The sequence below is a fragment of the Tunturiibacter lichenicola genome, from assembly GCF_051013355.1.
Taxonomy (GTDB): Bacteria; Acidobacteriota; Terriglobia; order Terriglobales; family Acidobacteriaceae; genus Edaphobacter; species Edaphobacter lichenicola_F.
In genome coordinates this window covers 4,244,594-4,261,671 of record NZ_CP132944.1, presented here as the reverse complement: position 1 = coordinate 4,261,671, position 17,078 = coordinate 4,244,594, and the positions used below count along the sequence as shown (strand labels likewise).

Genomic DNA, 17,078 nt, shown 5'->3' with positions numbered 1-17,078 from the left:
AACGAATGTCGACAACGAACAAGCCTGTTTCCCGGCGAATGCATTGGCAATTTTCCAGCATTTGCAATAAATGATGATGTAATAGGTGCGGAAGAATTCTCATGGGCTTCTTGCATAGTCAAAGCCGTAACAAGATGAAGAAAAATCTCACGATTACCAGGCTCACATCGGCTTTGCTGCTCGTCCTCGGAATAACATCTGCCGCCACGGCCCAGCAGCAGTCGACCATATCGGACGCTGCAGCCGTTTCGCGTATTGCATGGTGGCGCGACGCCAAGTTCGGTCTCTTTATGCATTGGGGCGTCTACTCCATCCCAGGTCGCGGCGAATGGGTGCAATGGGACGAGCAGATTCCAGTCAGCGAATACGCCAAGCTGGCCGGCCAATTTCATCCTGACAAGTTCGACCCTGACGCATGGGCTGCAACTGCGAAATCGGCTGGCATGAAGTACACAGTCCTCACCGCGCGCCACCACGACGGCTTTGCACTCTTCGATGACCCCGACAGCACCTTCACCTCCATGAAGTCAGCCGCTCACCACGACTTCGTCGCCGACTACGTCAAAGCTATCCGCAGCGCAGGCCTTCACGTCGGCCTCTACTACTCGCCCCTCGACTGGCGCTATCCCGGCTTCTTCTTCCCTGGCATCTATCAGGCCAACGCCATCGAGATGCGCGAGCAGTACCATCGCCAGCTCAACGAACTCGCCTCTCATTACGGCCCCATCGACATCCTCTGGTTTGATGGCGGAGGCGTCGATTGGCTCGGCTTCAACGGCATCGCCTTCAAAGGTGGATGGAAGGCGCGGCCAAAGGATCAACACTACACCGGTTCGTTCACTTGGCAGGATGATCAAGCCGTCGACAACCTCAGAAAGCTCCAGCCATCACTCATCATGAACGACCGCACCGACGCCCCCGCCGACTTTCTATCGCGCGAGGGCGACCAGGCCATGGGCAACTTCGACAACCAGCATCCGTGGGAACTCTGCACAACCCTCACAACCGGAGCATGGGGCTATCAGCCGAACGCCAGCATCAAATCACGAGACGAGGTCATTCGCCTCCTGGTAGGCGCCGTCGGTCGCGACGGCAATCTGCTTCTCAACGTCGGCCCCCGCCCCGACGGACAGATCGTGCCGGAACAAGCCGCGCGTCTCCGCGAAGTCGGCGATTGGCTCACCCGATATGGCCAAAGCATCTACACCACCCGCGGCGGCCCCTATCTGCCGGGCGACTTCGGCGTCTCAACCTATCACGACAAAACCATCTATCTCCACATTCTCCATCCCACAGGCACCACACTCTCGCTTCCAGCTCTTCCGACCAAGATACTAAGTTGCTCGAGCCTTACGGGAGGAAGCTCCGATTGCAAACAAGCCAATAATTCTGTGGAGATTACACTGAACGGGAATATGGACGCCGTCGATACAATCATCGCGCTAACAGTCGCATCGCCAGCTGCTGAGATTAAACCGATAACGACTCCGGTTACCGTGAAAAAATAACAGAGACACCCTCCCAGTCGACGACAATAGGTTGATCCACTCATCAAGCGAATCAACACGTCGCAACACGCTTCATCTAAACCATCCGCGCTCAATCTAAGCCGACACAGGATCTCAACTGATAGTCACGCAGGACGAATCGGCGCTGGCGGTACAACAACCTCAACCAGCCCCGTCGCCACGTCATAGACAAGGCCTGAGAGTAGCCACTTGCCCGGCAACGCGGGAATCGTCCGGAGCAGAGCAACATCACCAGCAACCGCCGCGCGGGGATCGGTGACCGTTTTTGAATTCACCTCCGCGTCCGGGATTTGAAAATAGTGCGCCAGCTTGGCAGGGTCCCCCGCAAGGCGAGTGATGCCGCAATCGGTGTGCTGAAACACAATAAGGTGAAACTCCCCGCCACCTGCAGGAACCACTCTGGCAACTTCACCAATTCGCCCGAGCAGACCCAACTCCTCCAACACCACCGGTGTAATTCGACCGCCAATGTTACGAATCACCAGAGCCTCGCCCTGTTTAATTCCAAGCACGTGAGCAGGGTCAACTCGCATATCAGCGCAACCGATGATCGTTGCTTTTAAATTTGGCGTCGCCAGTGGAAGCGACGGCATCAGTGTGCCGGCAGCAGTATGCTCCGCAGCAAAATCCTTGTTACGCTCCAACATCGAGTCGAGAATGTCCACGTTGATTCTCCTTAAGAGGCCGTAAGAGATACGTTGATGAAACGGCTTTGTCGAGCCGAAGCGATCGAATCGTACGCGCCTCAGCGCTTCTGAGTCTTGTCCATCCAGATGTCCCACGTGAGTGGACCAATTACCTCATCATCGAAGGGATGGCCCGCTGCCTTGAGCGCCAGCTTGATCTGACCGTGATGATACCCCTCATGCCAAATCATGTGCTGGAGATACAAAAGCGGATGGTCGTAGTGGAGATTCATCGCCTCACCAGACTGAATGCGGCTCTTCACAGCATGGCGCACGGCTCCCGCGCTCCGCTCCAACTCCTTCGCGATGACGTCAGCACTCCCTTCCCTGACCCACTCTCGCTCGGGCAGCGGAACCGCGCACTCGGGCACATCTTCAGAGAGAAAGATGAGACGCACAAAATGCATGTGCGTAAACATCTCCGCTACCGTCGGACTACCCGACATAGCCCTCGCCTCCAACCCGCCAGGCGGCAGCGCTCCAAGCAGATTAACCAAAATGAGATTATTCCGGTCCCAGGAGTCCAGGATGACCTCCAGCAGTTTGCCGTCGTTTGCACTCGCCACTCCAACCACCTCTGTCGATGAAGATAGAAAGATAAAAGCTAAGAAGATAACTAGACGTTCAGGCAGACGCTCGTCCAGAGGTATCCAGTTACCCCGCCACTGCCCACTGAAATCAACTTCTTCCTGAACTGAAATGCAACTTCGGACAACTCACAAACAATCCCCATTGAAAGACCGCCCACCAGGTTCAGTGAACTCTCAAACGAAAGAGATCCTCAAGCTTAGTAGATTCCCAAGCTCAGTAGATTTCCGGGCTCAGTAGATCTTCAGGCTCCGTGGATTTTCAAGCTCACGCTGGGCTCTCGTGGAGTAATAAAGGGACATAAGCTAAAGGTTGCAAAGTTCTCTGTTGAAACATTCTCTCAAATGAACTAAGGTGACTCCGATCTCTAATTCCACGTAGTAAGGACTGCCGACGTCGTAGACCGCGCCTCATCCAACTCTCCACGACCCGCCTCGGCCCTCCCACCAGAAATTAGGACCTAACAGAATGCCATCTTCACCACACATCGCACCACAAAAACGCCACAAATTTGCATCTGCATTTTTCCTGGTCGCAACCGTACTTTTATCCCAATCAAACTCTTTATTTAGTCAAACTTCCATCGCTGATCTCAACCAAAACTTCCATAATCCACCAGACGATGCAAAACCCATGATGCGCTGGTGGTGGTTCGGCGGTGCGGTCACCAAACCGGAGCTGGAAAAAGAGCTTCAGGATATGCACAACGCCGGCATCGGAGGTGTGGAAATCCAGCCGGTCTACCCCCTCGCACTCGACGATGAGTCCAAAGGAATCAAGAACTTACCGTATCTATCCCCCGAGTTTCTCGACGCCATCTCCTTCGCCAACAAGACCGCCCGCTCCCTCGGAATGCGCGTCGACATCACCCTCGGCAGTGGCTGGCCCTACGGCGGCCCTCACACCACCTTGAACCAATCCGCAGGCCGCTTAAAAATCGTCGCACTTCCCATCACCAGCAGCACAATCTACGCCCCGCAACTGCAAGCAGGAGAGTCACTTATAGCCTCCTTCTACGCATCCGGCACCCCCGATTCCTACCAGGCAAGCACCGCCAAACCACTCCCCAACACCTCCAACCCGATCATCGTTCCATCATCCACATCAGGCGACCGCGTAGCTCTGCTCTTCATCGCAAGCCACACAAAACAAACCGTAAAGCGTCCCTCCGTCGGCGCAGAAGGTCTCGTCCTCGACCACTTCTCCCGCACCGCTACCGACGAACACCTCGCCGACGTAGCCGCCCCGCTCATCAAAGCCTTCGGCAATCAGCCACCATACGCCGTCTTCTCCGACTCCCTCGAAGTTTACGGCGCTGACTGGACGAGGAACCTCCCTGCCGAATTCCAGAAGCGTCGTGGCTACGACATCGTCCCCCACCTGCCTGAACTCGCTGCAGGAGGAAGCCCTCAAGCCGACGCTATCCGCCACGACTGGGGCCAGACCCTCTCCGACCTCATCCGTGAAAACTACCTAACGCCGATCAACACTTGGGCCACAAACCACAACACAAAATTCCGCTCACAAACCTATGGCGTACCAGCGGTTACGCTCGCCGATGAAGTCATCCCTGCCCTACCAGAAGGTGAAGGCCCACAATGGCGCGCGTTCTCTTTCACCCGATGGGCAAGCTCGGCAAGTCACCTCTACCACCGCAACGTCACCTCCGCTGAAACCTTCACCTGGCTCCACTCCCCCGCCTTCCGCGCCACTCCACTCGACATGAAAGTCGAAGCCGACCGCATGTTCCTCCTTGGAGTCAATCAGGTCATCGGCCATGGCTGGCCTTATTCTCCTCCTTCAGCCGGCGAACCCGGCTGGAACCTCTACGCCGCTGCCGCCTTCAACACTCACAACCCCTGGTTCTCCGTAATGCCTGACATCAGCCGCTACATTCAACGCGTAAGTTGGCTCCTGCGGCAAGGAGAACCGGCGAACGACGTCGCCATCCTCCTCCCTGAAAATGACGCCCAAGCCAGTTTTACCCCCGGTCACGCGTCTATCACCGAACTGATGAAGCAATGGATCACCCCCGAGTTGATGTCCACAATCCTTAACGCCGGTTACAACATCGACTACATCGACGCCACCACGATCAACAAGCTTGGCATCATCTCCTACTCAATCCTAATTCTTCCACCAACAGATCGAATACCACTCGCAACCTACAAAAAAATGGGAGAATATGCTTCGCGCGGCGGCAGGGTCGTCGCAATCGAAAAAGTTCCGTCGATTGCCCCCGGCTTCCTCGACCAAGCTGAAAACCTGAAGATACAGTCCCTTTCTACACAACTTTTCCACAGCAAAGATCACAAGGGGATCCTCCTCAGTTCCCTGTCCAACCTGACTGAAACGCTCCACCGCGCTCTCCCCCCGGACGTAGCCGTCGTCGGCCAAACCACAGACTTTGGCTTCATCCACCGTAAGCTTCCGACATCTGACATCTATTTCGTCGTAAACTCCAGCAACCAGCCCATCCACACGACCATCCGCTTTCGCGCTCCGCACCCGATCACCGAAACATGGAACGCCGATACCGCAGAGACAAACTTGGTGGCCAGCCGAACCGGCACGCAAATTCCCCTGAGTTTGGCTCCCTACGAATCACGTATCTTTGTTCTCGGAGACGCTCCTACCCACCGATCAATCACAACCTCAGACTTCACCGAAGGTAAATCTATCGACTTCAGCTCCAACTGGCAGATCCGATTCGCAAACGACGCCTCCACTCAATACTTACCGCAATTCACCTCATGGACCGACCTCACAGGTCACCAGTTTTACTCCGGCGAAGCGACCTACACTAACAATTTCACAGTCCCGGCCAACCCCGGCCACACCATCATCGATTTCGGCCAGGGCACCGCGACCATCGACACCCGTCCGCCCAACTCCAGCGGCATCCACGCCCTGCTCGATCCACCCATCCACGAAGCTGCCGTCATATATGTAAATGAACAGCGCGTCGGCTCCCTCTGGCACCCGCCCTATCGTCTGGACATCACCCCCTTCGCCCACGCTGGCAGCAACACCCTCGAGGTCCGCGTCACCAATACCGCGATCAACGAGCTGGCCGGCCAACCACCCCGCGACTACACCTCCCTGAACGCCAAATTCGGCAAGCGCTTCGATCCCCAGGACATGGATAACCTCAAGCCCATCCCCTCTGGCCTCTTTGGTCCAATCAAAATCCTCGTAGAGGAGCCGGCTAAATAATGCGACCAATCTATGGGGCCACCTTGATCGGAGCCACCTTCCTAATCGCAGCCAGCCTCTGGGCCGCGCCGCAAAAAATCCTCCACGCCACCGACTACGGTGCCAAAGGCGACGGCACCACGCTCAATACCCAGGCCATCCAGAAAGCCATCGACGCTGCATCCCTCAAGGGCAGCACCGTCAACTTCGATCCCGGCACCTACCTCACTGGCTCGCTCTTCCTAAATCCAATGTCACCCTCGACATCCCCGAAGGTGTTACCCTCATCGGCTCGGAAAAACTCGAAGACTACCCCATGCTCCCCACCCGTATCGCTGGCATCGAGATGACCTGGCCCGCCGCCCTCATCAACTCTCGCGATCAGCACAACGTCACCCTCACCGGTCACGGCATCATCGACGGCGACGGTCCCATCTGGTGGAAGTCTTACTGGGACCTCCGCGCCACATACGAACCCCGCGGCCTTCGCTGGGCCTCTGACTACGATGCCCGCCGACCTCGCCTGATCCTCCTGCAAAACTCTGCCAACATCCGCCTCGGCGGTGGCCTCACTCTAAAACGTTCTGGTTTTTGGACCATCCAGATCCTCTACTCCCACGCCGTCACTATCGACGGCGTCACCATCCGCAACAACGAAGGAGGTAAAGGCCCCAGCACCGACGGAATCGACATCGACTCATCTCACGATATCCTCGTCCAGCACGCCGACATCGACGTCAACGACGACGCCCTCTGCCTCAAAGCCGGCCGCGACTCCGACGGTCTCCGCGTCAATCGCCCCACGGAAAACGTTGTCCTTCGCGACTCCATCATCCGTCACGGCGCCGCCGCCATCACTATCGGCAGCGAGACCTCCGGGGGCTTCCGCAACATCGAAGCCTACAACCTCACCGCGCTCTCCGGCGTTCCCTCCGGTGTTCTCTTCAAATCCGCTCACACTCGCGGCGGCACCGCAATAGACATCCGCATTCACGATCTAACCCTCGAAGGCGTCGCCACTCCCATTCACATCACCATGAACTGGAATCCCAGTTACAGCTACGCGACTCTCCCCGCTGATGTGAAGAATCCCCCACCTTACTGGATCGTCCTCACCACCAAAGTTACCGAAGCACAGGGTCTTCCCCACTTCAGCGATGTCCACATCTGGAACATCAAAGCCACTGGCGCCAAACAAGCCTTCAACGTCAGCGCCTACCCCAACGCCACCCTCGACAACTTCCGCCTCGACCACCTGAACATCGAAGCAGCCACCGCGGGCACCATCGCCAACGCCAAAAACTGGACACTTACCGACAACGCTATCCAAACCTCTGATGGCAGCAAAATCACTCTTACCGGCTCCGTCGGTAAAGCCGACCCAAAAGACATCCCCTACGGAGAACCGAGATAGCCGCTATCCCCCAGGCACGGCGCGCGATCGTTTAAATCGATCCATATAATCCCCAGCCGTCACGCCAAGTACACGAAGAAATGTCCGCCGCATTGAATCAGCGCTCTTGAACCCACAGGAATCCGCAATCTCCTTCAAGCCCATCGTGGAGCTGTCGATCATCTGCTGCGCCGCCTCCACCCGCATCCGGTCTACAAACTGACCTGGATTCATCTTCGTCTCTCGCAGGCACACACGCGTAAAGTGTCGCGCACTCATCGCCATCCGCTCCGCCAGCTTTTCTACCCCCAGATCCTCGCGCAGATGTTCCAGCATCCACACCTGCAACTCCCGCAGCGGTTGGAACGTCACCGCCTGCCTCGAAAGCATGTGGCTGTACTGCGCCTGCCCACCTGGCCTCACCAGAAACATCACCAGCTTCCGCGCCACATTCAGCGCAACCTTGTGTCCATGATCCTCTTCCACCAAAGCCAGCGTCAGATCCATCCCCGCCGTGATCCCTGCTGATGTGTACACCGATCCATCCCGCAGAAAGATCGGATCAGGCTTCACCGCCACCGCTGGAAACTCCCGCGCCAGCCGGTCACAGAAATCCCAATGAGTTACAGCCTGTTTGCCGTCAAGCAATCCCGCAGCAGCCAACAGAAATGCTCCGGTACAGATCGACGCCACACGTCGTGACTGTTTCGCCAGCTCGGCAATCTTCGCCACATATTCCGTGTCATAGACACCGCTCTCCGCTCCAGACCCGCCCACCACCATCAGCGTGTCAATCGGCCCCGAAAGATCCCTCAGCGGCAAAGCACCAGTGAGCGAAAAGCCACGACTGGTCAGCAATACATCGCTGCCATTCGCGCTGGCCAGCACAATCTCATAACCGGGAGCGTTCGCAAATACTTCGAGTGGCCCCGTTACATCGAGAACCTGGACCGGCGGCGGCCCCGTAATCACGATCCTTCGCATGCATCAAGACTACGGGATGGAGGCTCTAACGAATGTCCGAAATCGTCGGATCTGCGTCGTGGCGTCCATCCTCGCGGAGGTCTACGGTAAAGAAGTCACGACGTACGACAAAGGAGAATTCAAATGAATCTCACTATCACGGCCACTTCGATCCCTGACACCAAGCTCGCAAAGGAAGCAACTCAGATCCTCCGCGAGCAGAGCACCGATCTGCTCTACAACCACTCGCTACGCGTGTACCTCTTCGCTGCCGAGCAAGGTCGCCAACAAAAACTCCGCTTCGATCCCGAGCTCCTCTACGTCAGCGCCGCCTTCCACGATCTTGGCCTCATTAAGAAGTACTCCAGCGCTACTGAGCGCTTCGAAGTCGATGGAGCCAACGCCGTCCGTCAGTTCCTCACCGCGCACAACCTCCCAGAAGTGCAGGTCCAAACCGCTTGGGAAGCTATCGCGCTGCACACTACCCCTGGTGTCACCCAGTACATGAAGCCCGAAGTCGCACTCCTCTTTACTGGTGTCGGACTCGACGTCCTCGGCGAAGGCTTCGACAACTTCCCTGCCGAGCTCCGCGAACAGATCGTCAAAGAATACCCTCGCCACAACTTCAAGGAAGGTATCGTAAATGCTTTCTTCGGAGGCTTCGAGCACAAACCCGGTTCAACCTTCGGCACCGTCAAAGCAGACGTCTGCGAATGCTACATTCCCGGCTACAAGAGCCCCAACTTTTGCGACCTGATCGCCAACTCCCCATTTCCCAACTCCTAAGCCGAATTGGGCTCTTCGGAGTTCATCTTTCAATACGGAAAGAATTAGCCCATAAATCCCATGTAGGGGTTCGAACCAAAGTTGGCAAAATTAGGAAAGACCTCTTTCACCTGGCTGTCAGATAGCCCAAACCATCGCGCAAGCGTTCCTGCGTATTGTTCAACGGAGGTCGTCGGTATCAACCGGCCGGCGCCCATATCGTTGGCCTGGTTCGAACCGATCACGGGATATTGACCGTACATATCCTGTCCCACCACCGCGCCGCCGGTAACAATGTGGTGGCTCCCCCAACCGTGGTCGGTGCCTGCGCTGTTCGCCGTAAGCGTTCTTCCAAAGTCGGAGGCTGTAAAGGTGGTCACTTGATTATTCAGCCCTGCAGTCGTCATGACCGAATCAAAGTACTCAAGCGCCTGTCCAAGCTCCGTAAGTAGGCGCGCATGCTGTGGCGCTTGATTGTCATGCGTATCGAAGCCGCCAAGTGTGACGTAAAAAATCTGCCTGTTCACTCCCAGGCTGCTTTTTCCTCCAATAATTCTCGCCACGGTCTGCAATGAGACAGCAAGCGAGTTGTTCGTCAGCTTATTTGTGACCGGATCCAAATATTGCGGAGGATTCGCCACCCCACCTGCTCCCGCAGGCAACATCGAACTCGCAAGACTAGCCTGAGCAGCAATCGAGCGGCCGATAATTACTTCGTACTCCTTGGCAAAGAGATTTGTCTCTTCAGCGCTGAGGATCGACGCCAGTGCAGTGGACCCAGCTTGCTGCCCAAATAACGGTTGTGCCAAGCCGCCAATCGGTATCGGCCCCGCAGAGGTCACGTTCAACTGAAACGACGTCTGCCCTGAAAGAAAAAGAGCTACCCCTGCGGTGGAGATACACGTGAAGGCTGAGTTCGTGTTCATTGACGCGATCAGGTCTGCCATCGCGCCTCCCCACCCCGTATGAACCGCACTCCCTCCATCGGCTGTAATCGCCTGCCATGCTGCCGTCTGGTCGAAGTGGGAGTAGAGCGAAGCCGGCAGTGGCACCGAATTTTTCTGAATCTGCGTCTTTGTCGTAGGAGAGATCAGCGTTCCAGTATTGGTAACGATTGCGGCACGACCTGCGTTGAACAAATTCTGCACACCGGTCAGATAAGGATTCAGTGCAAAGGTGCGGCCGCTCTGCGGAGTCTTCAAAACAATCGGAAGCAGATCACTCAGGCTGTAAGCAAGGCCCGGTGCCCCTGACCGTGCCGTTGTAAATGCGCTGAATGACTCTGTATCCGTTGCGATCACCGTTCCATGGCCGTCGTTGCCACCCTGTAAGAAGATACAAACGAGCGCCCGATAGTCAGTAGGGTTTCCCTGCTGCGCCATCGCCGCAACTGAGTTGAGTTCCAGAAGAAAAGGACTGACGGAAAGACCTGCCATCGACGCCATGGACGCTGTCCGAAGGAACTGCCGCCGCGATAGTTCGTGCTTATTCATCATGATCTCCGTTCAGAACTGCGCGCTATAAGATGGCGCTGCCATCGCAAGATAAATTGCCGTCTCCACTCGAGCCACGAGTGCCGCGTTGATCGCGTTCTGATCACCGGCAGGTATAGCAATGGAGTTCACTGCAGAGAGAATCTGGCTACGAAGCGTGCTATCCATCTCCCCCGCCAACAAAAGCAAATTGACTCGGTCGACCAACTGATCGGGAGTCCCGGCTAATCCGATCTCCGTCGAGTAGTTCGAGAAGACATCTGGCCCAGCCGTCGCGTTGGCGCCGATCGCGCTCTGCATGTAGTTCAGATACCCGACCACCGTCGACACATCCGTCATCTCCATCTCAGGTGCCACCAATCCAGCCTGCGCGATACTCGTTCCAGGAGGAACATATCCCGGAGCAAACCAGTTGAAGACGCTGGGCGATCGCAGCGACATCTCACCAAGCCCATAGATAGGATCTTCCGTGCTTCCGATATTGAATGCTCCATTCCGCGACTGAGCTGTAAACGCACGCGCCCACTCCGTGTAGCGAACCAGCGATTCACGCACTTTGCCGTACTGCGGACTACTGCTTGCCGCCGTGGAGTTGCGTGCTTCATCATCGAGCAGAATCGCCTGAATTACCGCCTGCATATTCCCTCGCACACCCGTCCCGTCATCCTGAAACACCGACGCGACACGACCAACATATGCCGGACTCGGATTACTAGTGACGAGATGCTGGATCATCTGCTTGCAGAAAAAGGGCGGAAGATTTGGATGGTTGAATAAGGTATCCAACGCAATCTTCAGATCGCCAACAGGATCGGGGTTAGATTGCGTCGGAATCGTGACACCAAGAAAATCTTTTTCGTCTGTCGAATGGTGATTCGGGAAGCTCTGCATCGGCAGAATATCTTCGCCAAAGCCCGTACCGACATACGCGCAGCAATTAGACCAGGCTGTGTTGCTTTGATCGCCAGGTATGTTCCAGCTAAAGCCGGTGAACACCTTCGCCAATCCCATCACATCCGTGTTCGAGTAAGTTGGAATCGGTTGGCCCGTCGGATCCAGCTTCTGAGAGCCATCCGGATTGAGTTGATAGAGCCCGATGGTAAAGAGCTGCATCACCTCGCGCGCATAGTTCTCATCGGGATCTCGCGTCGCATCTCCCTTGTCATTCCCCATCACGGAGAGATACTGACCCATCATTGGGTTCAACGTCACGTCTTGAAGCAGCTGACGAAAGTTGCCAAACGCATCTGCCCCAAGTACATCGTAGTAATTCGCCATGCCTCGCGGCATCTCGGTAACGGCAAAATCTACCCCTGAGATCACCATTATTTCGGTAAGCGCATACTTCACACGCTGTCGGAGCTGGTCGCTTCCAGTCAACGCCTGCTGCCAGAAGCTCTGCTCCACATACCCTGCGTTGGTATCGTTCTGAACGAAGAGGGCGGCGTTACACTTCACATCGCCAGCATTGCATGGAGGGTTATTGATAATGAGAGCTTGTTCGACTGCCGGTTCGTGCAAAGTCGGCGGTGTACTGAATTGTTGATTAAGCCACGCGTTATAGCCAATCTTTGAAAGGGTATGAATGTCAGCGTCGGTGGCGCCGAATGTAGCCTGCGCCAAAAAGCGCGATGCGTCAGTAGGCGTCACCAGAGGCACAGGAGGCGTCCCGTTTACCTGAGCAATGAGATCGGTCGAAGTCGCTGGTCCCGGACTCGGATTCAAGACCTGGAGATCGAGATTGCCTGGGTCCGTCGGGCTGATACTCGCGGTAAGTTGGCCACCACTGTTGAAGGTCGTTGGTACAGCAGCACCGTTCATCAAGACCTGGGCCCCATTGATGAAGTTGCTGCCGGTCAGCACCACCGTCGAAGGGCCGACGTCGAAGGCCATCGGCGCACCCGACGTCAGAATCGGGATCGGATTTAGCACGGAGACATTTTGGCTAATCGTTACTGTCGGATTATCAACGCTGACTGCAGTCAACTGAACAACGTTATTTGGCGTTGGAACAACTGCGGGTGCCGTGTAAGTCACACTGCCATCTGCGTTGCCTACTATGGTCCCAATCTGCGCATTGCCACCGGCGATCCCATTGATCAACCAGTTCACACCCGTGTTATTGGTGCCCGTGATCGTGAGCCCAATCTTCAAACTGTTCGTGACACGCACACTGGTCCCGGCGTTCGTTTGTAAAGTAAGCACCACCTGCCCCGGGCCCACTAGCTCAGAGAGCACAGCTGAGTTCGCCGATCCTGGATCGGGGTTGTTGACAGCCAGCGGATAGGTCCCAGGATTAGGTGCGGCGATCGATGCTGCCAACTCAGTATTTGACACAAACGTGGTTGGAACTGGCGCTCCGTTCCACATGATCTGTGCACCGTAAATAAACTGAGATCCACTAATCGTGATCGTCTCCGTTCCCTCGGAAAAACTCGAAGGAGTCACCGTATTGATGATGGGAATCGGATTCAACACACTGACTGTGACAGAGCCAGGTATGTCTTGCGGGAACATAGTAGCTAGACTCGTAATCGTCACCGAATTATTAGGGCTTGGAACAAGAGCCGGAGCCGTGTACAGGCCATTACTATCAATCGTCCCAACCGTCGCATCCCCGCCCTGAATACCATTGACCCAAAAATTCATGGGCGAACCGGTGACCTTCGACTGAGTGCTCAATTGCAGCGTCTGGTTGACCCGAACGGCACTGCTGGGAGGAGAAATGTAAGACGCGTAACCTCTCTCAAATCCCGGTGCGCAACCAGAGATAAATAACGCTACGGTCGAGATGAATCCAACTACCAACGCAACATTCAACGAGTGATAGCGCGCAGAGCTCCGCTGCATGAGTACTCCAGTGATACAGGATGAGGCAACGGTTCCAGACCTTCAGTGCTACAGAGATGCATTCACGATTCCTCTCTAGCCTATTCTTGATCTGTAACGAGATAGAGCCCCTTTTGACATCACGCGCTGCAACAAAAGTTGTAGAGAAATTGAATTGAGCTAACGCGAATGAATTTGCAGCAATAGATGACGTCCCATCAAAAGCTTCAGCTGAGGCTTAGCCGCCCCACTGACCGAGCATTCTCAAAAAAAAACAATTAGGTTCTGGCGCGAAGAGGGGCATCTCTTGCGTCTCTCTATCTACAGCAACCCATCAGATCCACAATCCATTGACCACGATGGCAGAAAAGATCTGTTTTTATGAAGCAGCTGTTGCCAACAAAATTCGCAGGTCCCGCAGGTTGTTTCCTGTAGGCCCAGTCACTATGCTCAAACCTGCTTCTTGCAAAAACGTACCCGACTCGAAGTGGCGTAGTGCCGTGCGAGCGCGAATAAGACCTTCCTCGTTTCCATAAAAAATCTTCTCATCCACAATCGCTCCCGCAGACGAGCTATTTCCATCAACACCGTCAGTACCTGCAGACAAGATGACTACCGACGCATCAGCAGGCTTCAACAGCGTCGCTACATAGAGTGCAAAATGCTGATTACGGCCGCCGACTCCCCGCCTCTCAGTCCCACCCGCATCATCAGGAATCAACGCAGGCCCTGACAACTCAACCGTAACCTCCCCTGACGAGATGAGGCAGACCCGCGGATATTCCCTCCTCAATTCACGAAGGCGATTAAGCAGATATTCGGCCGCAGCGCGGTAGTCCCAGTCATCGCATGTATTGTCTATGACAGCATAGAAACCAAGCTCCGCAGCACGCTGTTTCGCGATCACCGCAGTGTCGTCAGCAGATAGTAGTGTCAGGACGCGTGCCTGAAGCTGCCTCTGCTTGGGAGTTTCACAGAACGCTTCCGACGAAAAGAACCGCAGGACAGAAGCAGGAAGCCTCTCCATCAGACCATACCGCGCCAGCACCTCGCGGCACTCCTCGACTGTAGATGTATCAGGTAATGTTGGCCCGGAACCGAGCGAATCGAGGCGATCCGATGGAACATCCGACACGAGTATTGAGTAGCTCGATAAGCCATCGGCCTCCATCGCTAGTCGGCCGCCCTTTATCGCTGAGAAATGTTTACGAACACAGTTGATCTCAGCAATCGTCCCCCCACTGTGCACTAACTCCCGATGAAAGCTCATAATATCTTCGAGTGAGATAGCAGGATCCAGCGGCAGCTCCATCATCGCGGATGCACCTCCGCTAACCAGAAAAAAACAGAGTGCATCGCCAATCGCATCCGCACGCAAAGAACGCACAAGATCTAAAGCTGCCTTCGCTCCATCGACCGAGGCTTGATTCGGGGTGGGATGCCCACCGGCAAAGAACTGAAAGCGTGGCGGATGGTTCGATGGCTTATGGCTCGTAATCAATACGCCAGAGATGTCGCAATTCGGCAGCCCGTCGAAGAACGGCAACAAAGAGTTCAACATCCCGGACGCTGCTTTACCTACAGCAACGATTCGAATACGACGAATGCCGCCCAGATCAATCACATCGTCGCCAAGCCTGAACAAGCTCTCATTGTTCTCTCCCGAAAGACGCTTCACCTTCCGCGCGAAAGCCTGCTCAACGCTGCATTGCTCAAGAGAATGCAGGAAGAGACCATGTGCAATTTCACGTAAGTCAAGCGCAGCATCTTTCAATCACAATACCTCAGCAGTAGAAACTCTCCGAACGACGGGACTACTAGTTCCACTGCACGTTGCCGGCGAACAGATGCTTCACCGTCAGCCTTTTAGCATACTGATAATATTCGCATGTCATCCTATCAGCCTGTTAGGTCCGTCGCAGCTCAACTATCCGAGGGATAACCACCGCCGTGATCTGGAATCAAACGTACTATCTATTCGGGCAAGGCTTGACACTCTCTGTTGTCTTGGCATCTTTACCTGTCCTCGCTCTATTAATCCTGCTTGGCTTTATGAGAAAGCCGGCCTGGGTAGCCGGCCTTATCGGTCTGACGGTCACACTCCTGCTAGCAACGCTGGCCTACCGCATGCCAGTAAAGGTCGCCATCAGTGCAGCGGCAAACGGCGTAGCGTTCGGCTTCCTTCCTATCTCGTGGATCGTATTTTGGGCAATCGTTCTGTTTCGAGTTACGGTCGAAACCGGTCACTTCGAGGTCATCAAAGACTCTCTGGGTCGCCTCACCCCGGACCCTCGCCTGCAGGCTCTCCTGATCGCGTTTGCCTTTGGAGGATTTCTCGAGGGCGCCGCCGGATTTGGAACCCCGGTCGCAATCGCATCCACAATGCTCATCGGGCTCGGATTCACCGCTTTTAGCGCCTCTGCAATTTGTCTTTTGGCCAACACGGCACCCGTAGCCTTCGGCTCCATCGGAATTCCGGTGGTCACGCTCGCGGGCACAACCGGCTTACCCCTCGACCAGCTCAGTGCTGCAGTAGGACGCATCTGCACGCCCATGTCGCTTCTCATCCCCGTCTATCTAATAGCTGCGATGGGAGGCTTCGGCTCGCTTTCAGGAATCTGGGTTCCCACTCTCATCGCTGGCGGCACTTTTGCCGTCATACAACTCCTCGTATCCGTGTACCTCGGTCCTCATTTGACTGATATTCTTGCTGCGATCATCACATTGGCTGCACTCATAATCTGGCTCCGATCGCACAAAACCAATAACGAAGAAATCGCATCGACAGCAGGCCCATGGACGCGTTTCACACACACCCACGCAGATGGAAGCAGTACCGGACGCGACGGTAAAAATCCATCGACACACAGTCTCGGCAAAATACTTTACGCATGGCTTCCCTACGCGCTTCTCGTACTTTGCGTCCTACTCTGGGGATGGCTACCGTTTCAGGCGCTTTTGAATAAGACCGACGTCATGATTCACTGGCCTTATTTAGATAATGTCGTGCAACGAATGCCGCCGATCGTCCCTGCACCGATGCCCTATCACGCGATCTACCGTCTTAGTTGGCTTTCTGCCTCAGGCACCGCGTGCATGGTGGCGACGATGCTCTCCGCACTTTGTCTCAGAATGAAGCTGCGCGACTTTGTGCGCATCATCGGCAAAACGATCGATCAACTCAAACTTCCTACAATCACCGTAACTTCAGTGATCGCGCTTGCCTTTGTGATGAACTATTGCGGCGCAACGGCCACCCTTGGACTCGCCTTCTCGGCTACCGGTCGTGCCTTTCCTTTCTTCAGCGCGTTGCTCGGTTGGATTGGCGTCTTTCTCACCGGCTCGGACACTTCAGCAAATGCACTCTTCGGCAATCTTCAGGTAGTCACTGCAAACCGTCTCGGCTTCGATCCTGTTCTGATGGCAGCGGCAAACTCTTCAGGAGGAGTAATGGGAAAGATGATCAGTCTACAAAGTATCGCGATCGCAGCTGCAGCCACCGGCCTTACACAGTCAGAGCAAGCAAAGCTCTTCCGCTTCACGCTAAAACACAGCGTATTCCTGGCCGGCATCGTCGGCCTCATAGCTCTGCTGTACACCTACGTCATACACTTCTAACGAACTTTGAGACAACGTA

12 protein-coding genes are annotated in these 17,078 nt (G+C 55.3%); 6 read left to right on the top strand and 6 right to left on the bottom strand.

Going from position 1 to position 17,078, the window contains the following annotated elements; genetic code table 11:
* Positions 1-134: 134 nt before the first annotated feature.
* Positions 135-1,508, top strand: a complete 1,374-nt coding sequence (locus RBB82_RS17790) for an alpha-L-fucosidase (RefSeq protein WP_433972084.1) — start codon at positions 135-137, stop codon at positions 1,506-1,508.
* Between the two features lie 125 nt (positions 1,509-1,633).
* Here the strand turns inward: RBB82_RS17790 and RBB82_RS17785 are convergent, their stop codons facing one another.
* Both RBB82_RS17785 and RBB82_RS17780 read right to left on the bottom strand, forming a co-directional pair.
* Positions 1,634-2,194: a carbonic anhydrase gene (locus RBB82_RS17785; protein ID WP_433972083.1), complete on the bottom strand. Its 561-nt coding sequence runs from the start codon at positions 2,192-2,194 to the stop codon at positions 1,634-1,636.
* Positions 2,195-2,274: 80 nt separating this feature from the next.
* Positions 2,275-2,781 (bottom strand): DinB family protein, encoded by a 507-nt coding sequence (locus tag RBB82_RS17780; RefSeq protein WP_433972082.1) that lies wholly within the window; start codon positions 2,779-2,781, stop codon positions 2,275-2,277.
* A gap of 490 nt (positions 2,782-3,271) precedes the next feature.
* Here RBB82_RS17780 and RBB82_RS17775 point away from each other — a divergent pair, with 490 nt between their 5' ends.
* The 3 genes from RBB82_RS17775 to RBB82_RS17765 are packed head-to-tail and all read left to right on the top strand — an operon-like array spanning position 3,272 to position 7,412.
* Positions 3,272-6,019 (top strand): glycosyl hydrolase, encoded by a 2,748-nt coding sequence (locus RBB82_RS17775; protein ID WP_433972081.1) that lies wholly within the window; start codon positions 3,272-3,274, stop codon positions 6,017-6,019.
* Positions 6,019-6,348 carry a glycosyl hydrolase family 28-related protein gene (locus RBB82_RS17770; RefSeq protein WP_433972080.1) on the top strand — a complete coding sequence of 110 codons (330 nt, stop codon included), beginning with the start codon at positions 6,019-6,021 and terminating at the stop codon, positions 6,346-6,348. Before RBB82_RS17775 ends, RBB82_RS17770 begins: the two co-directional genes overlap by 1 nt.
* On the top strand, positions 6,315-7,412 hold the full coding sequence (locus tag RBB82_RS17765) for a glycoside hydrolase family 28 protein (protein ID WP_433972079.1): 1,098 nt from the start codon (positions 6,315-6,317) through the stop codon (positions 7,410-7,412). Before RBB82_RS17770 ends, RBB82_RS17765 begins: the two co-directional genes overlap by 34 nt.
* Positions 7,413-7,415: 3 nt before the next feature.
* Here the strand turns inward: RBB82_RS17765 and RBB82_RS17760 are convergent, their stop codons facing one another.
* The gene (locus tag RBB82_RS17760) at positions 7,416-8,375 is read right to left on the bottom strand and encodes a GlxA family transcriptional regulator (protein ID WP_433972078.1); all 960 of its coding nucleotides are present in this window, start codon (positions 8,373-8,375) and stop codon (positions 7,416-7,418) included.
* A 123-nt stretch (positions 8,376-8,498) separates the two neighbouring features.
* Here RBB82_RS17760 and RBB82_RS17755 point away from each other — a divergent pair, with 123 nt between their 5' ends.
* The gene (locus RBB82_RS17755; protein WP_433972077.1) at positions 8,499-9,140 is read left to right on the top strand and encodes an HD domain-containing protein; all 642 of its coding nucleotides are present in this window, start codon (positions 8,499-8,501) and stop codon (positions 9,138-9,140) included.
* A gap of 44 nt (positions 9,141-9,184) precedes the next feature.
* Here the strand turns inward: RBB82_RS17755 and RBB82_RS17750 are convergent, their stop codons facing one another.
* The 3 genes from RBB82_RS17750 to RBB82_RS17740 all read right to left on the bottom strand — a co-directional run bounded on the left by RBB82_RS17750 (position 9,185) and on the right by RBB82_RS17740 (position 15,215).
* Positions 9,185-10,615, bottom strand: a complete 1,431-nt coding sequence (locus RBB82_RS17750) for a DUF1501 domain-containing protein (protein ID WP_433972076.1) — start codon at positions 10,613-10,615, stop codon at positions 9,185-9,187.
* Positions 10,616-10,624: 9 nt separating this feature from the next.
* The gene (locus tag RBB82_RS17745; protein WP_433972075.1) at positions 10,625-13,462 is read right to left on the bottom strand and encodes a DUF1800 family protein; all 2,838 of its coding nucleotides are present in this window, start codon (positions 13,460-13,462) and stop codon (positions 10,625-10,627) included.
* A gap of 358 nt (positions 13,463-13,820) precedes the next feature.
* Positions 13,821-15,215, bottom strand: a complete 1,395-nt coding sequence (locus tag RBB82_RS17740; RefSeq protein WP_433972074.1) for a glycerate kinase type-2 family protein — start codon at positions 15,213-15,215, stop codon at positions 13,821-13,823.
* Positions 15,216-15,391: 176 nt separating this feature from the next.
* Here RBB82_RS17740 and RBB82_RS17735 point away from each other — a divergent pair, with 176 nt between their 5' ends.
* Complete coding sequence (locus tag RBB82_RS17735; protein ID WP_433972073.1) at positions 15,392-17,059, top strand: L-lactate permease; 1,668 nt, start codon at positions 15,392-15,394, stop codon at positions 17,057-17,059.
* Positions 17,060-17,078: the final 19 nt, after the last annotated feature.

Bases quoted from the DNA above. Each gene is read 5' to 3' on its own strand.
- RBB82_RS17765 (WP_433972079.1), top strand. From the start codon at position 6,315: ATGCTCCCCACCCGTATCGCTGGCATCGAGATGACCTGGCCCGCCGCC.
- RBB82_RS17755 (WP_433972077.1), top strand. From the start codon at position 8,499: ATGAATCTCACTATCACGGCCACTTCGATCCCTGACACCAAGCTCGCA.
- RBB82_RS17745 (WP_433972075.1), bottom strand. From the start codon at position 13,462: ATGCAGCGGAGCTCTGCGCGCTATCACTCGTTGAATGTTGCGTTGGTA.
- RBB82_RS17750 (WP_433972076.1), bottom strand. From the start codon at position 10,615: ATGATGAATAAGCACGAACTATCGCGGCGGCAGTTCCTTCGGACAGCG.
- RBB82_RS17770 (WP_433972080.1), top strand. From the start codon at position 6,019: ATGCGACCAATCTATGGGGCCACCTTGATCGGAGCCACCTTCCTAATC.
- RBB82_RS17775 (WP_433972081.1), top strand. From the start codon at position 3,272: ATGCCATCTTCACCACACATCGCACCACAAAAACGCCACAAATTTGCA.
- RBB82_RS17760 (WP_433972078.1), bottom strand. From the start codon at position 8,375: ATGCGAAGGATCGTGATTACGGGGCCGCCGCCGGTCCAGGTTCTCGAT.
- RBB82_RS17790 (WP_433972084.1), top strand. From the start codon at position 135: ATGAAGAAAAATCTCACGATTACCAGGCTCACATCGGCTTTGCTGCTC.